Annotated in this window: 21 protein-coding genes and 1 riboswitch; of the genes, 5 read left to right on the forward strand and 16 right to left on the reverse strand. The window is 69.2% G+C overall.

What is annotated here, in order from left to right; translation table 11 throughout:
* The first annotated feature begins 4 nt into the window (after positions 1-4).
* Positions 5-1,435, forward strand: coding sequence for an NAD-dependent succinate-semialdehyde dehydrogenase (locus EIP85_RS01480; RefSeq protein WP_127900359.1), 1,431 nt, complete (start codon positions 5-7; stop codon positions 1,433-1,435).
* A gap of 10 nt (positions 1,436-1,445) precedes the next feature.
* A complete protein-coding gene (locus EIP85_RS01485) occupies positions 1,446-2,333 on the forward strand; it encodes a 2-oxo acid dehydrogenase subunit E2 (protein WP_127900360.1) in 888 nt (295 codons plus the stop codon).
* Between the two features lie 312 nt (positions 2,334-2,645).
* Here the strand turns inward: EIP85_RS01485 and EIP85_RS01490 are convergent, their stop codons facing one another.
* The 6 genes from EIP85_RS01490 to thiM are packed head-to-tail and all read right to left on the reverse strand — an operon-like array spanning position 2,646 to position 7,197.
* Positions 2,646-3,362 (reverse strand): ABC transporter permease, encoded by a 717-nt coding sequence (locus EIP85_RS01490; protein ID WP_127900361.1) that lies wholly within the window; start codon positions 3,360-3,362, stop codon positions 2,646-2,648.
* A complete protein-coding gene (locus EIP85_RS01495) occupies positions 3,359-4,054 on the reverse strand; it encodes an ABC transporter ATP-binding protein (RefSeq protein ID WP_127900362.1) in 696 nt (231 codons plus the stop codon). The genes EIP85_RS01490 and EIP85_RS01495 overlap by 4 nt, the downstream gene beginning before the upstream one ends.
* Positions 4,055-4,059: 5 nt before the next feature.
* Positions 4,060-4,995 carry an ABC transporter substrate-binding protein gene (locus EIP85_RS01500; protein WP_127900363.1) on the reverse strand — a complete coding sequence of 312 codons (936 nt, stop codon included), beginning with the start codon at positions 4,993-4,995 and terminating at the stop codon, positions 4,060-4,062.
* Entirely contained in the window at positions 4,992-5,795 is an 804-nt protein-coding gene (gene thiD, locus EIP85_RS01505) for a bifunctional hydroxymethylpyrimidine kinase/phosphomethylpyrimidine kinase (RefSeq protein ID WP_127900364.1), read from the reverse strand. The genes EIP85_RS01500 and thiD overlap by 4 nt, the downstream gene beginning before the upstream one ends.
* Complete coding sequence (gene thiE / locus EIP85_RS01510) at positions 5,792-6,415, reverse strand: thiamine phosphate synthase (RefSeq protein ID WP_127900365.1); 624 nt, start codon at positions 6,413-6,415, stop codon at positions 5,792-5,794. The genes thiD and thiE overlap by 4 nt, the downstream gene beginning before the upstream one ends.
* Positions 6,412-7,197, reverse strand: a complete 786-nt coding sequence (gene thiM, locus EIP85_RS01515; RefSeq protein WP_127900366.1) for a hydroxyethylthiazole kinase — start codon at positions 7,195-7,197, stop codon at positions 6,412-6,414. The genes thiE and thiM overlap by 4 nt, the downstream gene beginning before the upstream one ends.
* A gap of 43 nt (positions 7,198-7,240) precedes the next feature.
* Positions 7,241-7,336, reverse strand: a riboswitch (TPP riboswitch).
* A 253-nt stretch (positions 7,337-7,589) separates the two neighbouring features.
* Between thiM and EIP85_RS01520 the strand changes: the two genes are divergently transcribed.
* Positions 7,590-8,186, forward strand: coding sequence for a cation efflux transmembrane domain-containing protein (locus tag EIP85_RS01520; protein WP_206615416.1), 597 nt, complete (start codon positions 7,590-7,592; stop codon positions 8,184-8,186).
* A gap of 44 nt (positions 8,187-8,230) precedes the next feature.
* Here EIP85_RS01520 and EIP85_RS01525 read toward each other — a convergent pair whose 3' ends face one another.
* From EIP85_RS01525 to EIP85_RS01565, 9 genes are all read right to left on the reverse strand, one after another.
* A complete protein-coding gene (locus EIP85_RS01525; RefSeq protein ID WP_206615417.1) occupies positions 8,231-8,455 on the reverse strand; it encodes a hypothetical protein in 225 nt (74 codons plus the stop codon).
* A 223-nt stretch (positions 8,456-8,678) separates the two neighbouring features.
* A complete protein-coding gene (locus tag EIP85_RS01530; RefSeq protein WP_127900367.1) occupies positions 8,679-9,626 on the reverse strand; it encodes a DMT family transporter in 948 nt (315 codons plus the stop codon).
* A 197-nt stretch (positions 9,627-9,823) separates the two neighbouring features.
* Complete coding sequence (locus tag EIP85_RS22710; RefSeq protein WP_164871615.1) at positions 9,824-9,961, reverse strand: hypothetical protein; 138 nt, start codon at positions 9,959-9,961, stop codon at positions 9,824-9,826.
* A 579-nt stretch (positions 9,962-10,540) separates the two neighbouring features.
* Complete coding sequence (locus tag EIP85_RS01540) at positions 10,541-11,782, reverse strand: glycosyltransferase family 87 protein (RefSeq protein WP_127900369.1); 1,242 nt, start codon at positions 11,780-11,782, stop codon at positions 10,541-10,543.
* Between the two features lie 4 nt (positions 11,783-11,786).
* Entirely contained in the window at positions 11,787-13,130 is a 1,344-nt protein-coding gene (locus EIP85_RS01545; RefSeq protein WP_127900370.1) for a glycosyltransferase family 87 protein, read from the reverse strand.
* Positions 13,127-13,864 carry an SDR family oxidoreductase gene (locus EIP85_RS01550; RefSeq protein ID WP_127900371.1) on the reverse strand — a complete coding sequence of 246 codons (738 nt, stop codon included), beginning with the start codon at positions 13,862-13,864 and terminating at the stop codon, positions 13,127-13,129. Before EIP85_RS01550 ends, EIP85_RS01545 begins: the two co-directional genes overlap by 4 nt.
* The gene (locus tag EIP85_RS01555; RefSeq protein WP_127900372.1) at positions 13,861-15,183 is read right to left on the reverse strand and encodes an FAD-binding oxidoreductase; all 1,323 of its coding nucleotides are present in this window, start codon (positions 15,181-15,183) and stop codon (positions 13,861-13,863) included. The genes EIP85_RS01550 and EIP85_RS01555 overlap by 4 nt, the downstream gene beginning before the upstream one ends.
* Entirely contained in the window at positions 15,180-15,599 is a 420-nt protein-coding gene (locus EIP85_RS01560; RefSeq protein WP_127900373.1) for a GtrA family protein, read from the reverse strand. The genes EIP85_RS01555 and EIP85_RS01560 overlap by 4 nt, the downstream gene beginning before the upstream one ends.
* Complete coding sequence (locus EIP85_RS01565) at positions 15,596-17,017, reverse strand: UbiA family prenyltransferase (RefSeq protein ID WP_241559858.1); 1,422 nt, start codon at positions 17,015-17,017, stop codon at positions 15,596-15,598. The genes EIP85_RS01560 and EIP85_RS01565 overlap by 4 nt, the downstream gene beginning before the upstream one ends.
* 218 nt (positions 17,018-17,235) lie before the next feature.
* On the opposite strand from EIP85_RS01565, the gene EIP85_RS01570 reads away from it, so the two are divergent.
* Positions 17,236-17,730: a DUF1993 domain-containing protein gene (locus EIP85_RS01570; protein WP_127900375.1), complete on the forward strand. Its 495-nt coding sequence runs from the start codon at positions 17,236-17,238 to the stop codon at positions 17,728-17,730.
* A gap of 82 nt (positions 17,731-17,812) precedes the next feature.
* Here the strand turns inward: EIP85_RS01570 and EIP85_RS01575 are convergent, their stop codons facing one another.
* A complete protein-coding gene (locus EIP85_RS01575) occupies positions 17,813-19,927 on the reverse strand; it encodes a ComEC/Rec2 family competence protein (RefSeq protein WP_127900376.1) in 2,115 nt (704 codons plus the stop codon).
* Positions 19,928-20,005: 78 nt separating this feature from the next.
* On the opposite strand from EIP85_RS01575, the gene gltX reads away from it, so the two are divergent.
* Positions 20,006-21,436, forward strand: coding sequence for a glutamate--tRNA ligase (gltX, locus tag EIP85_RS01580; RefSeq protein ID WP_127900377.1), 1,431 nt, complete (start codon positions 20,006-20,008; stop codon positions 21,434-21,436).
* Positions 21,437-21,503 lie beyond the last annotated feature (67 nt).

The raw sequence follows: 21,503 nt of genomic DNA on the forward strand, positions 1-21,503 counted from the left end.
ACCGATGGACTACACCGATCTTTACATTGACGGCCAATGGCGCCCGGGCGCGGAAGGCGCGCGCTTCGACGTGCTGAACCCCGCAACGGAAGAGGTTCTGGCCTCTGTCGCCTCGGCCGAACTGGCCGATGCCGATGCCGCGCTGGATGCCGCGCAGGCGGCCTTTGTCGAATGGTCGGCGCGCACGCCCCGCCAGCGGTCCGAGGTCCTGCGCAAGGCGTGGGAACTGATGACCGCCCGGCTGGAGGATTTTGCCCGCCTGATCACGCTGGAAAACGGCAAGGCCCGCGCCGACGCGATGGGAGAGGCGACCTATGCCGCGGAATTTTTCCGCTGGTTCGCCGAGGAGGCCGTGCGCGCCGATGGCCTGATCACCCATGCCCCGGCCTCTGGCGCGCGGATCGTGGTGCAGCACAAGCCCGCCGGGATCGCGGTGCTGGTGACGCCGTGGAACTACCCGGCCGCGATGGGCACGCGCAAGATCGCCCCGGCGCTGGCGGCGGGCTGCCCGGTCATCATCAAGCCCGCGTCAGAGACGCCGTTGACGATGCTGGCGCTGATGCCGCTTCTGGAAGAGGCCGGGGTGCCGAAGGGCCTCGTGAACGTCCTGCCCTCGCGCAAGACCGGCGCGCTGGTCGATCACCTGCTGCACGATCCGCGCGTGCGGGTGATCAGCTTCACCGGCTCCACCGGTGTTGGACGGAAGCTCCTCCATGCCGCCGCCGACCAGGTGCTGAAACCCGCGATGGAACTGGGCGGCAACGCCCCCGTGCTGGTGCTGAAGGACGCCGATATCGACACGGCGGTCGAGGGGACGATGCTGGCCAAGATGCGCAACCTGGGCGAGGCCTGCACGGCCGCCAACCGCATCTATGTCCACGCGGATGTGGCCGATGCTTTCACCGAGAAGCTGACCGCGAAGATGGCCGCGCTGAAGGTCGGGAACGGCCTGACAGAGGGCGTGGACGTGGGCCCGCTGGTCAATGCCGACACCCGCGACAAGGTGGCGGGCTTCGTCGCCGATGCGGTCGCCAAGGGCGCACGGCTCTGCCTTGGGGGCGAGCTTCCGAAGGGCCTGGGATACTTCTACCCGCCCACCGTCCTGGCCGACGTGCCCGACACCGCCGATTGCGTGCGTGACGAGATCTTCGGCCCCGTGGCTGCGATTCAGACCTTCACCGACGAGGACGAGGTGATCGCCCGCGCCAATGACACCGAATACGGCCTTGTCGCCTATGTCTTCACCGAGGACATGCGGCGCGGGATGCGGGTCTGCGAGCGGCTGGACTACGGCATGGTCGGCCTTAACCGCGGGCTGGTCAGCGATCCGGCCGCGCCCTTCGGCGGAACCAAGCAGTCCGGCCTTGGCCGCGAAGGCGGTCACGAGGGGATGCTGGAGTTCATGGAAACGCAATACATCTCGGCCGCGTGGTAGGGAGGCGGAAATGACCTATGTCGCAAGCCCGTCCGTCCGCTCCTACGCTGCACAGAAAGGCGTGGATCTTTCGCGCGTCGCCGCCGAGACGGGACGCGAGACACTGGCCCGCGAGGACGTGGACCGTGCAGCAAGCGGTGCACCCGTGCCGGCGCCGGGCTGGACTGCCAGCCGCTACTGGCAGGTCGATCACGCAGCCTTCGGCCCCGTGGAGGAAGAGGCGCTGCCCCGGTTCGCACAGGTCGCCGCGGCGAACCTCTCGGCGGCCAACACCGCCATTCCGCAGGTCACCCATCACGACACGGCTGACATGCGCGCGGTCGAGGCGTTCAGGGCGCGGCTGAAACCCGAGGCGCAGGCGCGCGGCGTGAAGCTGACCGCGCTGGCGTTTCACGTGGCCGTTCTGGCGCGCTGCCTGCGGGAGTTTCCGCGGTTCAATGCCTCGCTTTCGGCCGAGGGGGACCGGCTTATCCTGAAGGACTACGTCCATGTCGGCATCGCCGTTGACACGCCACATGGGCTGATGGTGCCGGTGATCCGGGACGCGGACCGCAAGGGGCTCTGGGTGATCGCGGCCGAGATCACCGACCTCGCCGCCCGCGCGCAGGCCCGCAAGGTCCGCCCGGACGAAATGGGCGGAGCATCGATGTCGATCTCGAACCTCGGCGGCATCGGCGGCAGCGGCTTCACCCCGATCGTGAATCCGCCCGAGGTGGCGATCCTTGGTCTGACCCGGACGCAGATGCAGCCGGTATGGGAGCTCGATGCTTGGGTGCCGGTGCCGATGTGCCCGCTGGACCTGAGCTATGACCACCGCGTGGTAAACGGGGCGGATGCCGCGCGTTTCCTGTCGCGGTATGCTGCCCTGATAGGGGACCTGCGACGACTGATCATCTGATGCCAAGGATGTCGGGCGGACATCTCCGTGGGCAATCTCTGCATTGAACCACTCCGTGTCGTTCGGAGGCTGGCTTGGCGGATCTGGAGACATTCAAGTTTCACCCTTATGTCGCCTGCTAGCCCTCGAACGTGGGAATGTCGGGTCCCAGGCGCAGCGTCGAGCGGCCGGAAAAGTCGGCCCAGCGCGACCACTTGGCGTCCCCGCGAATGCAAAGTGGCAGCGGCACAGGGCGGACCTTCCTGTAGCCCTCGGCGAAACTGACATGGGACTGCCGGCTCTGCACAGGCCGTAACGCTCTGCGGCACACTGTCATGACCTCAGCCACCGCTCGATCCATCGCGTAGCGGCGTAGAGAACCAATGTGAGGGCCACGAGTACGATCAGTGCCGCGAACGTCAGGTCGGCATGGCTGCGCGCATTGGCCATCAGCATGACATAGCCGAGCCCCTGTGACGCGCCGACCCATTCGCCGGTCACGGCCCCGATCGGGGCGTAGACCGCCGCCACGGTGAGCCCGGCGCCGAGCGACGGCAGCGCGGAGGGCAGTCGGATCCGGCGGAACTCCTGCCACCGTCCCGCTCGGGCCAGGCGGCTGAGGTCGAGCAGGCCCTCCGGCGTCGCCATGAGGCCGTCGTGAAAGACCGAGGCGAGGGGAAAGAAGACGATCATCACCGTGACGACAATCTTCGGCACGATGCCGTAGCCGAGCCACAGCGTCAGGACCGGCGCGAGCGCGAACACCGGGACCGCCTGGCTGAGGAGCAGGATGGGTCGCAGAAACCGTCCGAGCGACGGGGCCAAGACCATGAAAACTGCGACGCTGCAGCCCAAGAGCGCCCCGAGGATCAGACCGGTGACAACCTCTGCGCCGGTGACGGCGGCGCTGGCGGCGAGCAGGCCGGCATTGTCCTTTGCCGCTTCGAGGACCATCAGCGGTGGCGGAAGGATGAACGCCGGTGCGCCGCTCAGGCTGACGACCGCCTGCCAGAGCGCCAGAAGAACCAGAATCGGTGCGGCCGCTCTCATTCCGCCTCCATCAGGCGCGCCATGACGGTTTCGTAAATCCGGCCGAAGCCCGCCTCCTGCGCGCCATGCGGGATCGCGCCGGGCAGCGCCTCGATCTCTGCAAAGGCCCCCCCGGCAAGCAGGCAAATCCGCGCCCCGAGCCGGATCGCCTCAAGCGGATCATGAGTCACCAGCAGGACCCGCCGCCCGGCAAGGGCGGTCACGGCGAGATCCTGCATCCGCTGCCGGTTCGCCGAGTCGAGCGCCGAGAACGGCTCGTCGAGCAGCACAAGCGGCGCGTCCTCCATCAGCGCCCGCGCCAGGGCCACGCGCTGGCGCTGACCGCCCGACAGGGCCGCGGGGCGCCGGCGCTCGAGGCCCGCCAGGCCGGTCCTGGCCAGCAGGCTCGCGGCCCGCGCGCGGTCCGGCTTTACGCCACGCAGCCGCTGGCCGAGCTCGACGTTCTGCATCACCGTCAGCCGTGGCAGCAGCAGGTCGGCCTGAGCCATATAGGCGATCCGATCCGGCGCCGTGACCGTTCCCTCGAACCGCGCCCCGGTCGGAAGGCCCGCCAGCAGCCGCAGCACCGTCGACTTGCCAGAGCCGGAAGGGCCGATCAGGCAGGTCCAGCCGACCGGCAGCTCGAGGTCCAGCCCCGCAAAGAGCGGGCCCGCGCCGAGCCATGCGGCGCCTTGCAGCCTGGCGGGCGGCAACCTGTTCAAGGCTTCGACGGATCGATCGCGATTTCGGCAGGCGCCGGCGCGGCCTTGATGAGCCCGGCCTTCTGGAGGAACGCGCCGAAATCGGCATAGCGCTTCGCGTCGAGCGCCATCGGACGGGGGTCGAAATAATGGATCGAGTCCGCCCAGGCCGCCTTGTTCAGCGGGTCGCCGAGGTCCTTGGCATAGGAGGTGTAGGCCGCCCAGGCCTTGTCAGGATCGGAGGCGATCAGCGCCGTCGCGCGCTCGGTCGCCTTCATGAACCGCACGACCCTGGCGCGGTCCATGGTCTTCGGATTGGCCTCGTAGATCAGCTCATCATAGGGTGGAATACCGTTGTCCTCTGGCTTGAAGCAGATCCCTTTCTGGCCAAGGGCGGCAAGCTGGTGCGGCTCGAAATTGCGGAAGGCGCCGCTGACCGCATCGACCTTTCCCGAGGCGAGCGCGGGAACCAGTGAGAAGTTGACATTCACCCAGGTCACCTGGTCCGGATTGACCCCGTTGTATTTCAGCATGCCGCCCAGAAGCGCCTGCTCCACGCCTGGAACCGAATACCCGACCGTCCGTCCCCTGAGATCTGCGAGCGTCTTGACCGGGCCGTCGGCCTTGGCGAGCACGCAGTAGAGCGGCGTATCGACCAGCGTACCGACCCGCACCAGCGGCAGCCCGGCATCGTGCTGCAGATACAGCTGCGGCTGGTAGGCCACGGCGAGGTCGACCTTTCCGGCCGCCGCCATCTTCGGCGGCTCCGACGGGTCGGCCGGCGCGATGATCTTCACGTCGAGCCCCTCGTCCGCGAAATAGCCGAGTTGCTGGGCAACGATGATCGGTCCGTGGTCCGGGTTCACGAACCAGTCCAGCATTATCGTCAGCTTGTCGGCGGCGTGGGCTGCCGGCGCGAAGGCAAGAAAGGCAAGCAGAGCAAGACTTTTCATTCTTTGGTCCTCAGCATGAAGAAATGGTCGGTCGGGCCGTGGCCCTCCCCGACGCTCAATCCGTCTGCGGCCGCAATCGCGCGGGCAACGTAGGCTTTCGCAGCCCTGCATGCCCCGAGCGGATCCTCCCCAAGGGCGAGCCGGGTAGCGATGGCCGAGGACAGCGTGCAGCCGGTCCCATGGGTGTTGCGGGTCGCAAGGCGAGGCGCTTCGAGCCAATGGACGCTGTCTCCGGTGGCAAAGAGGTCGGGGCTTGCATCGCCGCCGAGATGCCCGCCCTTCAGCAAGACCGCACGAGGCCCGAGGGCCAGAAGCCGTGCCGCCTGCGCCGCCATCTCCTCGCGCGTTCCCGCTTCCGCTTCGCCAAGGAGATCGGCCGCCTCCGGCAGGTTCGGCGTGACGATCGTGGCGCGCGGCAGGAGTTCGGCCCTGAGCGCCGCCACGGCCGCCTCGGCCAGGAGCCGGTCGCCCCCCTTGGCGACCATCACCGGGTCGAGCACGACCGGCGCCGCCTGGTGCGCAAGCGCTCCGGCGACGGTCCGGACGATCTCGGCCGTCCCCAGCATGCCGATCTTCACCGCATCGACACGGATATCCTCGAACACCGCCGCGATCTGGTCGGCGACGAAGCCGGGCTGCAGCATCTGCGCCGCGCGCACGCCCCGGGTGTTCTGGACGGTAAGGGCCGTGAGCGCCGCCATCGCATATCCGCCGTTCGCGCAGATGGCCTTGATGTCGGCCTGTATTCCGGCGCCGCCGGAAGGGTCCGACCCGGCGATGGAAAGGACGTTGGGGGTCATCTTGCTGCCCAGCCCTCCGCCAATGCCCGCGCCGCCGCTTCCGGCTCTGCTGCTGCCGCGATGGCCGAAATCACCGCCATGCCTGCGGTGCCGCAGGCCTTCAGCGCCGGGATGTCCGCCAGTCCGACGCCGCCGATGGCGACGGCAGGGACCGGCGACGCCCGGACGATGCCGGCAAGCCGTTCAATCCCGAGCGGGGCCGCCGCATCGGTCTTGCTGGCCGTCGCTCTTAGGGGGCCGACGCCGATGTAGTCGACGACCCCAGCGGGCATGGCCGCCAGCTGCACCTCGGTCTCGATCGACAGCCCGAGGATCCGGTTCGCACCGATGCGCCGCCGGGTCTCCACAGCTGAGGCATCGGTCTGGCCGACGTGCACCCCGTCCGCGCCGGAGGCGAGCATCACGGCGACCCGGTCGTTCACGACCAGGGGCACGCCCAGCGGCGCAAGGAGCGTTTTCAGCTGCCGTGCTGCCTCGGCCATATCGGCATCGTCGGCCTGCTTGTCCCGGAGCTGGATCATCGTCGCGCCGCCCCGGGCAGCCGCAAGGATCAACGCCTCGAGCGCCGCGCGCCGTGCAACCCAGCCGTCAGGCGTCACGAAGTAGACCGAGAGGTTCATGCCTCCGTCACCCTGGCCCCCTCGTCGACCCGCTCGGGCGTGAGGCGATAGAGCGCGTCGCAAAACGCAACCGCGAAGCTGCCGGGCCCCGCGGCCCCATCCGCCGCCATTTCGCCGGCCAGACCGTAGTACGCCAGCGCCGCCACCGTCGCCTCCAGCCGGTCCTGCCCCACGAGGAAGGCCCCGACCACCCCGGTCAGCGAGCACCCGAGCGCGGTGACACGCGGCATCAGGGGGTTGCCATTGGCGATGCGGTAGGCGCGGCGGCCGTCCGTCACGTAGTCGACTGGCCCGGTGACCGCAACCACGCCCCGGGTCTCGGCGGCCAGAGCCCGCGCGGCCGCCTCGGCGGCCTCCACGCCATCCGCGGCATCCACTCCCCTGCCCCGGCCTGCACCCCCAGCGAGCGCCATGATTTCCGAGGCATTGCCGCGCACCACATCGGGCAGGAGTGCGAGCAGCGCCGCCGAGGTCTCCCGGCGGAAAGCGGTCGCGCCGGCGGCGACCGGGTCGAGCACCCAGGGCACGTTCCGGGCAGCGGCAACTCGGGCGACGGCAAGCATCGACTCCACCCAGGACCCGCTGAGAGTCCCGATATTGACTGTCACCGCCTGGGCGATGGCGGCGAACTCGGCAGCTTCCTCCTCCGCATGGACCATTGCGGGCGAGCAGCCCGCGGCGAGCATGACATTCGCCATGACGTTCATCGCCACGTAATTCGTGATGTTCTGCACCAGGGGCGCCGTAGCGCGCATATTGGCCAGATAGCGTCCGGGTTCCATCGTCGTTCCTCCTCCCGGTCGGATGCCGAAAGGGAGAGGGCGACCCCGTCCCGATGCGACTTCCTCCGCCGGCATGATCCGGTTCAGGTTCAAAGGGTGCTTCTCAGCCCGGTCGACCCGGACGCCCCTGTCACGAGATCCGGATACGTGAAGCCATGATGCGGCGCAAGAGCCGGCACCGGTCAGCCAAAGGTCTTGGGAGAGCCCGAGCGTTGATTTCAGGATCGCCTGTGCGGCACGAGCGGCCCGGAGCCGACCTTGGGCGCAAACGAACTTAGCGGCGGCGCAGCGGTGGACACGCCCGTTCCCCCCTGCCGTCGCGGCGTTCTTGCACCTTCGGCGGCCTTCCCCCAAGCTGTGCCTTGCCACAGGCCAACTCCGGGGGACCGATATTGCCTGAAGCCGATCTTCAGTCCGTTTCGCTCCGACGCGTCATCGTTGCCGTCACGCTTGCGAATCTCGCCTATTTCGGCGTGGAAGCGTCCGTCGCCCTCGCCATCCGCTCCGTTTCGCTGTTCGCCGACAGTGTCGACTTCCTCGAGGATGCCTCAGTCAACCTCCTCATCCTGCTTGCTTTGGGTTGGTCTGTCCGGGCCCGCGCTCGGCTTGGCTACGCGCTGTCGCTGATCTTGCTCGCACCGGCCCTTGGGATGCTCTGGGCGCTCTGGGGCAAGTTTGCGGCTCCTTCCATTCCAGCTCCCATTCCGCTGACGGTCACCGGTCTCGGCGCCCTTGTCGTCAACTTGGGCTGCGCCCTCGCGCTTGCCCGGATCCGCCATCATGCAGGCAGCATCTCGCGCGCGGCGTTCCTGTCCGCCCGCAACGACGTGTTCGCCAATCTCGGCATCATCGCCGCGGGCCTCGTCACCGCCTGGACCGCCTCGCTCTGGCCCGACGTGCTCGTGGGCCTTGCGATCGCCGCGATGAACCTTGATGCGGCGCGGGAGGTCTGGTCGGCAGCGCGCGAAGAACACGCCGCCGCGCCCTGAACCTGCACGGGTGCCATCAGACGGTCCCTTCCGTCACCCGCCTCTCAGTGCGATCGCCGGAGCCACCAGCGACGTGCGGCGACAAGCGCCCAGACAGCCTCGACGAGCCCGAAGGGCCAGGCGCCCTGGAGGAAGCCGTAGGTGGAGGCCATCACGCAGGACACGGCGAAGGCGAGGACGAACCAGGGGCTCCGCTCCTCGAGTGCGTAGAAGATGAGCATGGCGCCCACCGCGAAGAGGCCGAACAGGGTCAGGGTGTCCATCGTCATGACCAGATCCCTAACGCGATGGCGGCATCCGGGGAAGCCGTGAGGCATCTGGTCCCCGCCGCCGCAGCGCAGTGTTCTTGAACCTGCCGTTCCTTTCCGATCACAAAACACCAGACGTTGGCCGAGTGCGCAGCGGGCGTGGTCTCCGTCGAAGACGTCAGATCGAGTTCCGTCGTGAGAGGCATGTCGCCAGCAAAAGGTCTTTCAACTGACCTGACCGGCCTTACCGCTCGAACGGTGGAACGGCGGCCTCGGCAAGCCACTCTGCCTCGCCCCGATTGGGGGCGAGCCTCCGCGCCCGCATCTGGCGCCATCCGGCATACCAGAGATAGAGCGCGAGGCTTGAGATCACGATTACCCCACCGACAAGCATCGACCGCGTCGGCGCGGCCCCGGTTCCGGCCCAGACCCAGATCGGCCCGAGGATGGTTTCCAGAAGCATCAGAAGGCTGACGTTCGAAGCATGAGTGTAGCGCGAGGCGAGGGAAAGCGAGAAGAACGACACGGGCAGGACAAGCCCACCGGCGACGACGATGGCCCAAACGTGCCCGCTGGCCATCGCCTGCGGCCCGATCCGTGCCAGGCCGACGAGGCCCGCCAGAACAGCCCCCGCCCCTACCGCAAGCAGGATCGGTAGCCGTGCATTGCGGCGGATTGTGACGAAGCTCAGTGCAAGGCTCAGCGCCACGCCCAGCCCGGCCCCTGCGCCAAGGAGCGGGCTGCCCGTGGCCCGGCCCGGTCCCGTCCCGAACACCGCGAGACCGATGCCCGCCAGCACCGCCGCGATCGCCGCCCATGTGGACCAGTGTGTCGCCTCCCCCAGCAGCAGCCGCGTCATGAGCGCAGCGAAGACCGGCACGGTGGCGACGCTGAACAAGACCACCGGAACCGGCGCCGCCGCGATGCCGATGGCGAAGAGCGACGCATTGCAGACCTGGCAGACCACCACCAGCAGGCCCGCCCCGCAGGAGACGGCCTCGAGATCGCTGCGCAGATGCCGACGCCTGAAGACGAGCCATGCCAGCAGCAGCGCCGACCCCATCAGGAGGCCGCGCCAGGCGACCATCTCGGCGCCGCTCATCTCCGACCACCGCATGAGCAGTGTATCCGGTGTGATCGCCAGCGCCCCGAAAAGGGCGAGCAATATCCCGAACCACGGATGTCGTGTCATCTTCAATTCCAAATCGGAGTCTCGCCTGACCTCTATCGGCCCGCGCAGCCCATTCCAAGGATGTCCTGGCCAGCCAACGAAGTCCTCAGCGCGAGGCTGTCCTGTTCCCCGGGAGTCATGGCTGATGCGTCAAGAGCAGGCACCTTCGGGCGATGAGAAGGAGGACAAATCCTTTCAGCCCGGCCTCGAGTTCCTTCTCACGCGCTGGTGCCGTCTTTCCCATCGCCGATGTCCGGACCCGAAGCGATGACGCTGCTGCAAAGCATCCGATCGGAGACCGGGACGAGGGCTACGCGATCCATTTCAACGGGCCTGCCCAACGATTGCACGATCATGGCGATCTCCTGTGCCTCGATACGGCAGGTCGCCTGCGCTTGGCCTCGCCAGAGGCCGAGACCCGGGAATCCATGGTAGGCCGAGGCGCCCCCGGGCGAGGTCCGGGGCGCTGTAGATGCGCGGCCGCGACGGAGAGGTCAGGGACCTCATCGCGTTCGTCCTGGACGATCATGCGGTGGCGGGGATTGCCGGCTGGGCCGCCCCCTTCGGCTCAACCGCGCCGCTGACCGTTGTCGTACTGAGGCCCCGACGAGAGAGGAGTGCGACCGAAGCCTTGAGACATAGATTCGGCCTTACAGGAGCGAAGATCGAAGTCGTTCGCGCCCTCGGAGCAGGGCCAAACCTTCAGGAAATCGCGAATTCTCGCGGTCGGAGCCGCCTGACCGTTCGCAACCAGATCAGGTCAGCGATGCAGAAGGCCGATGTGCGACGCAAGGTCGACCTCGTTCTGATGCACAGCAGGCGCGATCCGAAATTCCCTTCGAGCTTTCCCAATCCGTGCCTAAGGCATGACTGGAATCAGTAAGGAGTTAAAAGGTTTCATGACCTCGCAAGCATCCAAGTCAGAGGTCAAGGGTTCAAGTCCTTGCTGGGGCGCCATTCTCCCGGCCACCCGCCCGCAGTGCGATCCACAGGATCAGCCCCAGCATCAGAAGCCCCACCACCGCTGGCTTCTGGCCGGCGCGGACCTGTTTCTCCAGCGCCGCCGCGGAGGGCGACGTGGCGCCGAGCCATATGCTCAGGCTCGTCGCGACCCAGCCGGCGACAACCAGCGCCGCCGCCTCTGCCAGCGCCAGCCGGGGGGCGAGCACGGGCCAGATCAGCGCGAAGCCGATGCCGTAAAGCGCCATGTCGTAGTCATAGGCATAGGGGCTGATCATGAGCCCGCAGAGCGTGGCGAGGCCAAGCTGCGCGCGCAGCGGCAGGCCCAGCCGGGCGGCGCGCCAGATCACCACAAGGCCGATCAGCGCGGCCAGCCCCTGCCCGGCCATTGCCGCCCCGGTCGAAAGCCCGAGCGCGCGGAGCGCCGCGAAGACCGAGGCGAGGCGGAAGTAGCGGAAACCGCCGGTCCGCAGCATCTCCGCCGTGGCGTCGAGGCCGGACAGGAACGCCGCCCAGATCCCCGGCCCGTAGACCAGCGTGGCGAGCGCCCCGCTGACCAGCACCGTGGCTGCCGCGACCGCAACCATGGCCCAGCGTCCGCGCATGACCGCCCAGGCGGCAATGCCGAGCCCGAGGTGCGGCTTGATCACCATCAGTCCCAGCGGCAGCCCGGCGCTGGCCCTCCGCCGCAGCGCCAGAAGCGCGAAGAGGCCGACAAGGCCGCCGGTCAGAAACCCGTTCTGCCCGGCGAAGATCGTCGCCATCAGCCCGGGCCCGGCGGCGAGGAAGGCGAGCGCGAAATCCCGCCCGGCGATCCGTTGCAGCACCGTCAGGTAGAAGGCCAGCGAGCCCAGAGCAAAGACCAGATAGGCCAAGCCCGCAGGCAGAAATGCGAGCGCGGTCAGAAGCAGGTCGAATTGCGGCGGATAGGCCCAGGGCAGCGTCGGCTTTTCGACACCATGCGAGACGGCGGCCTCGGCGGCATACATCGTCCTGGTGTCGTAGGCCGCGGCCATCCGCCCCTCGCGCCCCATCGTGCCGGCGATGTAGAAGGCGTCGAAATCGACGAGCCGATGCGCCGCATGCCCGGCGCTGGCCTTCAGATAGGCCTGCGACTGCACCATCACGCAGGCGGCAAGGAACACCGCCATCAGCACTGCCGCGACCGCGACGAGCTTAAGCCCTCGGGTCGGGGCGAGTTGATCGACGAGGCTCACGCCCTCAGCCCTTCCGGCGCAGGATCAGCGCCGCCCAGAGGAGGAGCAGAAGCAGTGCCGGCGCCTCGATCAGCGGAAGCTGGCCGGCGCGGACCATGGTCTCGATCAGGGCCGTGTCGCCAACGGCGAGCATCCGTGCAAGGCCGGCGCCACAGGCGAGAAAGGCAAGACCGCCAAGGCCCAGCGCCTCGACCCGCGCCATGCGGGGGGCAAGCTCGGGCCAGAGAACGGCCAGCGCGATGCCCAGAACCGGCAGATCCTGCGCAAGGCCCACGGGCGTGACCAGAAGCCCGGCCAGCAGCGCGAAGCCGAGGCCCGAGCGCAGGCCCGGGCCGCGCCGCGCCGCGCGCATCAGCAGCGCCAGCGCGACCAGCGCCACCCCGCCCTGCACCGCCAGCGCTACACCGGGCGCCACCCCCGCACCCCGCGCCAGCGCATAGGCCGAGATCAGGCGCGACAGCGGCAGGTGACCCGCGGCTGCGGTCAGACCGGCGGAAAACGCGTTCCATATCTGGGGCCCGAGCACCCAGGTGGAAACCACGGCAGCGGCGAGCGCGACCGTCACGGCGAGCTTCAGCACCCACCAGTCGCGCCGCAGCACCGCCAGCACGGCGAGACCGAGGCCCAGGTGCGGCTCCGCCGCCAGCAGCCCCAGCGGCACGCCGGCCAGGGCCCAGCCGCGCAGCATCGCCGCAGCGGCAAGACCGACGAGCACTGCGGCCAGGACCCCGCCCTGCCCGCTCAGCACGGCCATCAGAAGCGCGGGCGCGACCGCGATCAGCACCGGCGCGGGGCGGCCCTCCGACAGCTGCCAGACCAGCCCGAGGAACAGGATCATCGGCAGGCCGACGAAAAGCGCAAACCCAATCCAGGCCGGCAGCAGCGCCAGGGCGGCGGCGAAGGCGCCGAAGATCGGCGGGAAGGCCCAGAGCTGCGCCGTGCCCCCAGCGGCTGCCTCCGCCGCGCCAAGGCGGGCGGCGTCATAGGCCTCGGCGGCATGGCCCGTCAGCCCCAGGCCGCCGACCATCCGCATCAGGTCGAAACTCCCGAAGCCCGCGCTCTGACCCGGCCCAAGCGCGCCGAGGTAGATCTGCAGCTTGAAGGCGAAGGCCGCGGCAAGCACCGCCACGAGAAGCGCGGCAATGCCCCGCGGCCCGACACGGAGGATCCTGCCCTGCCCCCGCCGCGCGGCACGGGCCACGGAGGCCGGGGCTGCGGGTTCCTCCACCCGGCCGACCTGCACCCGCGGACCGGGGCGCATCGGCTGCGCCTCGCCGGGCGCAAGCGGGCGGCGGCTGTCCTGGATCGCCGCCTGGATCGCGGACTGGAGGTCGGGCGTGTCGTTCACAGCTTCATCCCCTTGAAGATCGCCTCCGGGATGTTGCGGATCACCGCCATCACCAGGCACCAGACGGGCTTCACGTAGATCACGTTGCGCTTCGACTTCACCGCGCGCAGGACGGCGCGGCCGACCTCCTCGGGCTGGGCCGTCAGCTTCTCGGGCAGGTCCATCCCCTCGGTCATCGCGGTTGCGACGAAGCCGGGCAGGACCGTCAGCACATGCACGCCCTTCTTCGCCAGCCGGTTGCGCAGGCCCGAAAGGAAGGCCGTGAACCCGGCCTTGGCCGAACCATAGACGTAGTTCGTGGCCCGTCCCCGTTCCCCCGCGACAGAGGAGATGCCGACGATCACGCCCGATCCCCGCGCCTCGAAGCGGTTGGCGAAGAGCGCCAGCGCCGCGGCAGGCCCCTCGAAGTTCGACCGCATCACGCGGGCGGCAGCCTCCGGATCGGTCTCGCTGACCTGCTGGTCGCCCATGTAGCCCACGACGGACACGACGACCTCCGGCAGGCCCGGCAGGGCATCGGCGAAGCCCTCCAGCCTGTGGGTTGCCAGCACGTCGAACTCGAAGCATTTCGCCTCGACCCGGTAGCGCAGCTCCAGGTCGGCGCGGTCGGGTTCCAGCCCATCCGCGTTGCGGGCGGCCAGCCAGACCGGGTGGCCCTCGGCCGCGAAGGCCCGGGCGATGGCCCGGCCGATGTCCGACCTGCCGCCGAGAATGAGCACCGCGCCCTTGGTCATAGAGCCAGCCTTTCCGATTGGGTGGAAGAGAACGCCTCCGCCAGTCCGGTCCGTTCCCGCATAGCGATGAATTCGGCCATTCTTTTGTCGGCCTTGCGCAAGGTATGGGGCGTCATCCGCGCATCCTTGGCCAGGTAGAACCGCCCGCCTTCGGCAAGCGTGATCCGGTCGAGCCGCTCCAGAAGCGCCGTCGTGCGGGCATGAAGCGGGAAGTCCAGCGCCAGCGTATAGCCTTCCATCGGGAAGGAGATCCGGCTCGCCTGCGGCCCGAAGCGCTTCAGCACCGCGAGGAAGGAGCCCTGCCCGGCCCTGGAGATCTCGGTCAGCAGCGCCGCCAGCCCCGCCTCGGCCGTGGCCAGCGGGAAGGCACATTGGAACTGCACGAACCCCCGGCGGCCATAGATCTTGTTCCAGCCGTGGATCGCGTCGAGCGGGTAGAAGTAGCTGTCCCAGTCGACGAGGCTCTCGCCCGCCTTCTTCACCCCCTGGGCGTAGTAGAGATGGTTGAACGCCCGCACCGTCAGCCCGTTCAGCGCAAAGCCCGGGGCGTGGAACGGCACCGTCAGCCGCCGCCGCGCGGGCACGCCGAAGGGCGCGGCGCGGCGCTCGGCCGGAAGCTCCGCCGCGGAGGCATGCTCTCCCAGCATCAGGATGGAGCGGCCCATCGCCACCCCCCGGGCGAGGCAGTCGATCCAGGCGACCGAATAGGTCGCGCCGGCATTGGCCTCGAAAGCCGCCATGGCCTCGGCAAGGCTGCCCGCGACGATGGATTTCTGGCGGATCCAGCCGCTCTCCACCGGCCTCAGGCGGAAGCCCACGCGCAGGATCACCCCGGTCAGGCCCATCCCGCCCAGCGTCCAGCCGAACATCTCGTCATTGTCGCCGCGCGTCAGCCGGCGCACGGCGCCATCCGGCCCCATCAAGTCGATGAACTCGACGAAGGCGCCGAAGGAGCCGTCGCGGTGATGGTTCTTGCCATGGACATCCGCCGCCACCATGCCGCCGACGCTGACATGCTTGGTGCCGGGCGTGACGGCGGGAAACCAGCCGCGCGGCAGGAAGGCCGCAATCACGTCGGCCAGCCTGACCCCGGCCTCTGCCACCAGCAGCCCGGTCTCCGCGTCGAAGGAGATCATCCGGTCGAACCGGCCCATGTCCACCGTGTTCAGCGCCGATTGCGCGGCATCGCCATAGGCGCGCCCCGCGCCCCGCGCGATGGCATGGCCTTCGGCGATGCGCGCCGCGACCTCCGCCTCGCTGCGCGGATGGCTGACGCGGCAATCCTGCCGGGTCGTTCCGCCCCAGCCGGCAATCCTCATGCCGCGCCCCTCAGCCGAAGCTGCGCATCGGTGAAAACGAAGCGCCGGTCGAGCAGGAACTTCACGAGATAGCCCACGGTCAGGCCGACAACGGCCCCAGCCTCGCGCGCGAAGACGCTGCCCCAGATGTACCAGGCGCCCGTCTCCGAGCCCCAGAAAATCACCGTCGTGACCACGCCCATGGCGCTGTAGAGGATGAACTTTCGCCCGTGCTGGGCCAGCCCCTTGGCGCCGTCGAAGAATATCCAGTGCTTGTCGAGCACGTATTTCACGATCAGCCCCGCCGCCGTGCCCGCCACCATCGCCGGCAGAAGCTCCGGCCAGAGCGCGAGCGCGCCGCGCTGCACGGCGAGGTTCACGAGGATCGCCACCGCCGCGAAAGCGGCGTAGCGCAGGACCAGCGCACCGAGGCTCACAGCAGCATCCCCGCCGCCGCGCAGCCGAGGATCAGCAGCAGCGAGACAAGGCTCACCGGGTCCTTTGCGGCGAAGACCACCGGGTCGTCATGCATCCGCCCGCGATGGGTGAGCATCACGATCCGGCTGATCCAGAACAGCAGGATCATGCAGATCCCCCAGAGCGCCGCCGGCTGGGTGTAGAGCATCTGCACATTGGGCGAGTTGAGGTAGAGCGCCATGACGAGGACGGAGACATAGCCCGACCCGGTGGCCATCGTCTCCACCAGGTGCAGGTCGTCCGAGATATAGCCGCGCCCCGCCGCCTGCTTTGTCCCGGTTGCGACCCCGTCGACCAGCTCAGCCTGCCGCTTCACCGCCGCCAGCGCGAAAAAAAAGAAGACCGAGAAGGCCAGAAGCCAGACCGAAAGCTCGATGCCCGTAGCCACGCCCCCCGCGACGATCCTGAGGGTGTAAAGCGTGGCCAGCGCTACGATATCCACCACGATCAGGCGCTTGAGGTAGAGCGAATATCCCGTCGTCAGCACGACATAGACCAGCATCACGCCCAGAAAGCCCCAGCCCAGCGGCACGGCCAGCGCCAGCCCCGCCAGAAGCAGCCCCGGCACCATGAAGGTGCCATGCGCGATCGGGATCGCCCCGCTGGCGAAGGGGCGGTTGCGCTTCCGCGGATGCGCCCGGTCGGCGGAAAGATCCAGCAGATCGTTGAGCACATAGACCGAAGAGGCCGTCAGGCTGAAGGCCACGAAGGCCAGAAGCGCCTGCAGGAAGGTGGGGACGTTGAACTGGTGGCCCGCCAGCATCGGCAGGAAGACCAGCAGGTTCTTCATCCACTGATGCGGCCGGATCTCCTTCAGGTAGGGCTTCAGCCTGCGCTCAACGCCCTCGATCCGTTCCACCTCGCGGCCCCCCGCCTTCACCCGGTCGCCCAGTTCCGGGGTGCTTGCGACCACGATCGCCTTGCCCGATTGCGCCCAGACCGGCAGGTCTGCCTCGGCATCGCCGATATAGTCGAACCCCCCCGGCCCGAAGCGCGTGACGAGGAACTCCGCCTTGCGCCCGCCCTTCAGGTTCACCGACCCGTCAGAGCCGTGCACCTCGTCGAAAAGACCCAGATGCGCGGCGATATCCTCGGCCAGCGCGCGGTCGGTGGCGGTCACCAGCGCGGTTCGCCCGCCGCCCTCGCGCCAGGCACGGACATAGGCGATGACGGCCTCGTTATAGGGCAGAGAGGCAGCTTCGACGGGGCCAAGCCGGCTCAGCAGCTCCTTCAGCGCCGCACGCCCGCGGCCAAGCGCCAGGGCGGATTGGAACGGCACGGTCCAGCGCCGGGCGAAGGCCGCCCAGAAGCTCTCGAACAGCATGTCGGAGCGGATCAGCGTCCCGTCGAGATCCACCACCAGCGTGCGTGTGTCCATGTCATGCCCCCGCATCACTGTGACCGTATCGGAAACAGTCTATGGTCTGCTAATGCGGCAAGAAAGCGGCAAGGAGAAGCTGGAAATTGGGGGCAGAGCGGGATCGGCGGCACGCGGCCCGCGGATTTCCCCTTGTCAGCGCCGCGCCGCGTCCCATCTTGCCCAGCGCCGCCCGGCCCGGCGATTCTGCCGGCCCGCGCGGGCCAACGGAGTTTCAGATGTACGCCCATATCGTCCCGCCGCTCGCCCGCTCCCTTAAAGCGCTCGACGCGATTCTCGCCAAGGCCGAGGCCCATTGCGAGGCCCGCAAGATCGACCCCGCCGTTCTGCTGTCGCTCCGGCTCTTCCCCGACATGCTGCCCTTCACCCGGCAGATCATGATCGCGACGGACAACGCCAAGGGCGCCGCCTCCCGCCTCGCCGGGGCCGAGGTGCCGAGCTTCCCGGACACCGAGACCACCTTCGCCGAGCTTCGCGCCCGCGTCGCCAAGACGATCGCGCATGTCGAGAGCTTTACCGAGGCGGATTACGAGGGCGCGGCCGACCGCACCATCACGCTGACCCTGCGCTCGGGCGAGCTGACCATGCCCGGCGCGGTCTACCTAGCGAGCTGGGCGATCCCGAACTTCTATTTCCACATGACCACGGCCTATGACCTGCTGCGCCATTCGGGCGTGGAGCTTGGCAAGACCGACTACCTCGGCACGCCCTGAGGGGTCGATGAAGAGGGCCAGCACCCGTCCGCGGGTGGGCGCTGGCCCGGCGGGTCCCACGCCCCGTTGTTTCGGGCCGGGGTCAGCGTGCGGCCAACTGCGTCTTGCCCTCGATCGGCGGAATCTCCGGCACCCGCAACGGGTAGCGGTGCCCCGCCCGGGTCCAGAGCCGGTCCCCCTGCACCGCCCGCGCTGAAACGAAGACCAGGCGCCCGTCCTGCCGCCGCAGCGCCAGCGCCCCGCTCCGCCGAAGCACCCAGCCGTCAAGGAGAACGCAGCCCCCCGGCAGATGCGCCCGCCCCGCCCGAGCCGGGCTGACCACCAGCGCCGCCGTGTGGCAGGCCCCCGCCAGCGCCCCCGCCGCGCTCTTGCCCGTCAGCACCACCGCTGGCCGCCCCGCGACCTCGAAGGCCCGTGCGGCCCCCGGCCCCGAGAACCCGCGCCGGGCCGAGGCCGCCTCCGCCCCGGCGGCATCGCCATCTGCCTGCAGCCAGGCATGGGCGACGAACCCCTCCACCGGCTTCGACAGAACCCGCCCACCCGGGCCCATCACCCCAACGAGGCCGCCGCTCTGCGCGATCAGAAGCACCGGCCTCTCCGCCCGGGCCCAAAGGACCAGCGCCGCAATCGCGAGGCCCAGGCCCAGCACCCGCGCCCGGCCCTGCCACAGGATCAGCACCAGCGCCCCAAGGGCCAGCATCGGCAGCACCTGCCAGGGCGGCGCAGCGACCGGCACAGCAGCCCCCGGCAGGCCCGCCAGCGTCGCGGCCACCCCGAGGATCCACCGCGCGCCCTGTCCGACGACCCACAGCACCGGCCCCTCCAGCCCCAGGGGCGCCAGCAGCCCGGCGACGACGGCGCCCGGCATCTCCACCCCCGCCATCACCGGCATGGCCGCCAGGTTCGCCGCCAGCCCGTAGGCCGAGAGCCGCCCGAAATAGGCCGCCGCGAACGGCGCCGTCGCCAGCCCCGCCACCAGCGAGGAAAGCGCCAGCACCCCCACCGGCGCGACCCAGCCCCGGAGCGGCCAGGCCCCGCCCCGCCGTGTCAGCGCGGCGAAGACGGCGACCAGCGCCACCGTCGCCGCATAGGACATCTGGAACCCAGCCTCGGTCAGGCATTCGGGCTGGATCAGCAGCAGGATCACGGCCGAGATCGCCACCGAGCGCAGCGTGATCGCGCGGCGGTCGAACAGCACCGCGACCAGCATGACAGAGACCATGACAAAGGACCGCTCCGTCGCAACCGCCGCGCCGGACAGCATCAGGTAGAAGGCCGCCGCGACAAGCGCCACGCTCGCCGCGATCTTCTTCACCGGCAGCCGCAGCGCCAGCGGCGGGATCAGCGCAAGGCCATAGCGCAGCGCCGAGAAGACGAAGCCCGTCACCAGCGCCATGTGCAGCCCCGAGATCGCCAGCATATGCGCGAGATTGGCGACGCGCAGGTGATCGAGGCTCGCCTGCGAAAGCCCGGACTTGTCATTGGTCAGGATCGCCGCGACGAAGCCGCCGGCATCGCCCGGGATCCGCGCCCGAACCGCCGCGGCGATGCGCTGGCGCAGCCGGGCGAAGGCCAGATCGGCGCCCCCCGGCGCGGGCGCCAGAACCCGCAGCGGCTTGCGGCCGTAGCCCACCGCGCCCAGCCCGTCGAACCAGGCGTAGCGCTGGAAGTCGAATCCGCCGGGCTCCGCCGGCCCCTGCGGCGGGCCAAGAAATCCCAGCGTCGCCACCACCGCCCCCGGCCGCACCGCCGCCCCCGGCGCGGACCCGAGCAGCGTCAGCCGCGCGCGGCCCGGTACCTCCCCCCGCGCCACGCGCTGCAGCCGCAGGCGGTCGACCGTCACCCGCGGATGGTCGGAGGCAGAGCGGTCGAGCGCGACCACCCGCCCCTCCACCGGCCCGTAGTAGCGGAAGGGCAGCACCGGCGCAGCCACCCAGTGGGCGCGAAACGCCGCCGCCTCGAAGCCCAGCAACGCCAGCGCCAGGGCCGCCGCCAGCGGCCGCCAGCGCTCCCCCGCCCGCCAGCCGAGCAGGAAGAACGCCGTCGAGGCGGCCCCCACGCCGCCCAGAACCGCCGCCCCCGGCTCCACCGGCAGGCCGAAATATCCGCCGATGCCGAGCGCCAGGAAAACCGGCGCCCAGAGGAACAGATGCCCCCTCTGCGCCGCCAGCGCCTCCAGCGGACCGACCAGCGCCACCCTTGTTCTCCTCGGGCCGAATGCCTAGACACGGGCACCGAGCTTACTGCCCGCATGGTTTCCGAAAGGTTAAGCAAGATGTCCCCGTCCGATGTTCCGGGCTCGCGAGGCGATGCACAGGTCGTCACCCGCTTCGCCCCCTCGCCGACCGGCTATCTCCATATCGGCGGCGCCCGCACCGCGCTTTTCAACTGGCTCTACGCCCGCGGCCGCGGCGGCAAGTTCCTGCTGCGCATCGAGGACACCGACCGCGCCCGCTCCACCCCCGAGGCGACCGAGGCGATCCTGAAGGGCCTCGCCTGGTTCGGCATCGACTGGGACGGCGAGCCGATCAGCCAGTTCGCCCGCAAGGACCGGCACGCCGAGGTCGCGCATCAGATGCTTGCGCGAGGATCGGCCTACAAGTGCTTCTCCACGCAGGAAGAAATCGAGGAGTTCCGAGCGACCGCCAAGGCCGCCGGCCACTCCACTCTGTTCCACAGCCCCTGGCGCGACGCCGATCCAGCGACTCACCCCGACGCGCCCTACGTGATCCGCGTGAAGGCCCCGCGCGAAGGCGCGACGGTGATCGAGGACGCGGTGCAGGGCACGGTGACCTTCCGCAATGACCAGCTCGACGACATGATCTGTTTACGCTCGGACGGTACACCGACCTACATGCTCGCCGTTGTCGTCGATGACCATGACATGGGCGTTACCCAGGTGATCCGGGGCGATGACCACCTCAACAACGCCGCCCGGCAGACGATGGTCTACCGCGCGATGGGCTGGGACGTGCCCGGCTGGGCGCATATCCCGCTGATCCACGGGCCGGACGGCAAGAAGCTCTCCAAGCGCCACGGCGCGCTGGGGCTGGAGGAATACCAGGCGCTCGGCTATCCGGCCGCGGGCATGCGCAACTACCTTGCCCGGCTCGGCTGGTCGCATGGCGACGACGAGTATTTCACCGACGCCCAGGCGCGCGAGTGGTTCGACCTGTCCGCCATCACCCGCGCGCCCGCGCGGCTCGACTTCAAGAAGCTGGAGAACATCTGCGGCCGTCACATCGCCGCGGCGGAGGATGCCGCGCTGCTGCATGAACTCGAAGCTTACCTTGCGGCATCCGGCCAGCCGGCGCTGTCGGCAACACAAAGTGAAGGCCTGGCGCGGGCGATGTACTGCCTCAAGGATCGCGCGAAGACATTCCCGCAAATAATTGAAAAAGCACATTTCGTTTTGGCAAGCCGGCCGCTGGTTCCGGATGCCGCGGCGGAGAAGGCGCTGGACGCTGTATCCCGTGGTATACTGTCAGAATTGACGCCGCAGTTGCGAAGTGCTAGCTGGAACCGCGAGACGTTGGAGGGGATTGTCGCCGCTCTGGCCGAGGCGCAGGGGATGGGCCTCGGAAAGATTGCGGGTCCCCTTCGCGCCGCCCTTGCCGGGCGAACGGTTACGCCTAGCATATTCGACATGATGCTCGTGCTGGGGCGCGAGGAGACGGTCGCGCGGCTGATTGATGCCGCGGCCTAGACCGCCCGTCGCACCCGTCTGGGACACCCGCGCCGCGCGCTCTCGCGCCCGGCGTTCATTGAAAGGG

The organism is Solirhodobacter olei, assembly GCF_004010155.1.
GTDB lineage: Bacteria > Pseudomonadota > Alphaproteobacteria > Rhodobacterales > Rhodobacteraceae > Solirhodobacter > Solirhodobacter olei.